General features: G+C 56.7%; 4 protein-coding genes and 3 tRNA genes. 6 read left to right on the top strand and 1 reads right to left on the bottom strand.

From position 1 onward, the window contains the following. Positions 1-930 (bottom strand): signal recognition particle receptor subunit alpha (locus ACRC1E_RS14300; RefSeq protein WP_438515770.1); only part of this gene is annotated, 930 nt, incomplete at its 3' end. A gap of 209 nt (positions 931-1139) precedes the next feature. On the opposite strand from ACRC1E_RS14300, the gene rsmD reads away from it, so the two are divergent. The 6 genes from rsmD to ACRC1E_RS14270 form a co-directional block, all read left to right on the top strand. Next, positions 1140-1709 (top strand): 16S rRNA (guanine(966)-N(2))-methyltransferase RsmD, encoded by a 570-nt coding sequence (gene rsmD / locus ACRC1E_RS14295; protein ID WP_438515769.1) that lies wholly within the window; start codon positions 1140-1142, stop codon positions 1707-1709. An 84-nt stretch (positions 1710-1793) separates the two neighbouring features. Further along, complete coding sequence (locus tag ACRC1E_RS14290; protein WP_438515768.1) at positions 1794-2045, top strand: YfhL family 4Fe-4S dicluster ferredoxin; 252 nt, start codon at positions 1794-1796, stop codon at positions 2043-2045. Between the two features lie 141 nt (positions 2046-2186). Next, positions 2187-2271: transfer RNA gene (locus ACRC1E_RS14285), tRNA-Tyr, on the top strand. Positions 2272-2315: 44 nt separating this feature from the next. Next, positions 2316-2389 (top strand) — tRNA-Gly (locus tag ACRC1E_RS14280). Positions 2390-2408: 19 nt separating this feature from the next. Continuing rightward, positions 2409-2483, top strand: a tRNA-Thr gene (locus ACRC1E_RS14275). Positions 2484-2517: 34 nt separating this feature from the next. Next, on the top strand, positions 2518-2702 hold a 185-nt coding region (locus ACRC1E_RS14270), incomplete at its 3' end, for a GTP-binding protein (protein ID WP_438515767.1).

Genomic DNA, 2702 nt, shown 5'->3' with positions numbered 1-2702 from the left:
CTTGGCCAGCTTGCCGATGGAGGTGGTCTTGCCGGCACCGTTGACGCCGGCCAGCATGATGACGAAAGGTTTCTTGCCGCTGATGTCCAGCGGCTTTTCCAGCGGCTCGATCAATTCGTTGATCGAGTCCTTGAGTGCGCCCTTGAGTTCGGACGCATCTTTCAGGCCCTTGAGCGAGACACGTTGGCGTACGTCGCCCAGCAGGTGGGTCGTTGCCGCTATCCCCATGTCGGCGGTGAGTAGTACCGCTTCCAGTTCCTCGTACAAGTCTTCATCTATCTTGCCGCCACCAAACAGTGCCGCCAGCGATTTGCCCAGCTTGCTGCGCGTCTTGGCCAGCCCGGCCTTAAGGCGCTCGGTCCAGCTGCCTTTTTTGGCCGGAGGGGCTTCAGGCAGCGGCGGGGCGGAAGGGGCGGGGCTGGCGGCGATCGGCTGCGTATCCGCCGCGGGCGCAGCGTTTTCGGCCGGCACTTCGATTGTCGGGGTGTGCAGTGGTGCGGATTCGGGCGCCGGTATTGCATCCGGCTCTGCTGTCAGCGCTTGCTGGGGGGCATGCGGCTCTGTCGCTGCGTGCGTAAGCTCCGCTTCCAGCGCCGGTGCTTGGGTCGTGGCCGGTTCGATAGCCGGTGTCTCCGGCAATGTGGCTGCGCTATGGATGCCCAGCCCGGCCTTTAGCCGCTCCGTCCAACTGTGCTTGGGCGCGTTCGCAGCCTCTGCTGTTGCTTCGGGGGTGACGGGTTCCTGAGTTGGGGCAGTCTCGGTGGCTGCCGGCTCGGCTGAGGCCGTAACCGCATCCTGTGCACTCAGCGTGGGCTCGCTCAATGACGGGGTGTCTTGAGCAGGGGAGGGGGCTGGCGTGCTCGCCACCTCCTCGTTTTCCAGAGGGGGGGCGACAGGGGCGGCTGGTTTTTTCTTGAAAAAGCTGAACATGCTTGTGTGTCTGTGTGTCTGTGTTCGATGCACGATTGTATCTTCAAATGCCGCGCTGGGCAGTTCTATCGCAGTCTGAGTCGCTGTGCAGTTGCCGAAACGACATATAAAGGATGTAGTCTGCTGGCGGCGGGCGGCTTTTGTCGCTACGGCATGAGGCAAACTTGGCAAGTTCACGGTAAACTCTGCGCCTTGAGTTTGGAGGGTATATGGCCGAGTACCGTAACAACAAGGTGCGTATTATCGCCGGTAAATACCGGCGCAGACTGCTGGCTTTTCCCGATGTGGACGGTTTGCGTCCGACGCCTGACCGGGTGCGTACCACCCTGTTCAACTGGCTGGGGCATGAACTGGATGGTTTGCATTGCCTGGACTTGTTTGCCGGTAGTGGTGCGCTAGGCTTCGAGGCGGCATCGCGTGGCGCCAAGCATGTGGTGCTGATTGAGCGCGATCGCAAGGCGGTAGCCGCGCTCAAGGCTAGTCGCGAACTATTGGGAGCGACCGAGATTGATGTGATGGGGGCGGATGCGCTGTCTTATCTCAAATCGACGCGGGAACGCTTCGATCTTATCTTTCTTGATCCGCCTTTTAGTCAGGATTTGCTGCCGGCCTTGTTGCCGTTGTTGCCGGCCTTGCTGAATGAGGGGGGGCGGGTCTATGCCGAGGCGGCCAAGTGGCCAGCGCTGGATGGCTGGATCGTATTAAAGGACGGGGCGGCCGGCATGGTGCATTATGCGCTGCTGCAAAAGCCCGAATCAGTAGAAGAAGCCAGCGCTTAAAGCATATCAATATGACGGTACTGTCCTTGCCCTTTGTAAATGGCGGTGACAGAATCGCAAACTGGAATTCCTGAGGAAAATAGTATGTCTTTGATAATTACGGATGAATGCATCAATTGCGATGTTTGCGAACCGGAATGCCCGAACAATGCCATTTCGCAAGGCGAAGAGATTTATGTGATTGATCCCAATCTGTGTACACAGTGTGTGGGCCATTACGATGAACCCCAATGCCAGCAAGTGTGTCCGGTGGATTGCATCCCGCTGGATCCTAACCATCCTGAAACCCAGGATGAGCTGCAAGCCAAGTATCTGATTATTACCGGCAAGGCCTAAGTGCTTGATTGCTAAAGGGCTTGTGCTGCTTGATGTGGCGAAGTATGCTGCTTTTGCCTGCAGTTAGGCGATTTTAGAAAAAAATGCACGATAAAGTGTTGACGACCTAGGCGGGGCTCTGTATTATTCGGGTCTCTCCAAGGGGGGATTCCCGAGCGGTCAAAGGGATCAGACTGTAAATCTGACGGCTCAGCCTTCGAAGGTTCGAATCCTTCTCCCCCCACCAGATTTAGATTATCTTGGCGACGTGAAGTAAGCGGCGCGTGATAAGCGGGTGTAGCTCAATGGTAGAGCAGAAGCCTTCCAAGCTTATGACGAGGGTTCGATTCCCTTCACCCGCTCCAGGATATGTATGTGTACGAGGCCCATGTAGCTCAGGGGTAGAGCACTCCCTTGGTAAGGGAGAGGTCGGCGGTTCAATTCCGCCCATGGGCACCAAATTCAACCTTGTTAAGTTTCAGGGAATTTTGCCATGGCTAAGGAAAAATTCGCGCGGACAAAACCGCACGTAAACGTTGGCACCATTGGTCACGTAGACCATGGTAAGACAACTCTGACTGCTGCTATCACTACCATTCTGTCGAAGAAGTTTGGTGGCGAAGCCAAGGGTTATGCCCAGATCGACAGCGCGCCAGAAGAAAAGGCACGTGGTATTAC

The sequence above is a fragment of the Craterilacuibacter sp. genome, from assembly GCF_051659485.1.
Classification (GTDB): Bacteria; Pseudomonadota; Gammaproteobacteria; order Burkholderiales; family Chromobacteriaceae; genus Craterilacuibacter.
Note: the sequence above shows the minus strand (reverse complement) of the source record. Positions and strands in the feature narration are given on the sequence as shown.

Excerpts from the sequence above, each read along its gene's own strand:
- rsmD (WP_438515769.1), top strand. The coding sequence starts at position 1,140 with ATGGCCGAGTACCGTAACAACAAGGTGCGTATTATCGCCGGTAAATAC.
- ACRC1E_RS14290 (WP_438515768.1), top strand. The coding sequence starts at position 1,794 with ATGTCTTTGATAATTACGGATGAATGCATCAATTGCGATGTTTGCGAA.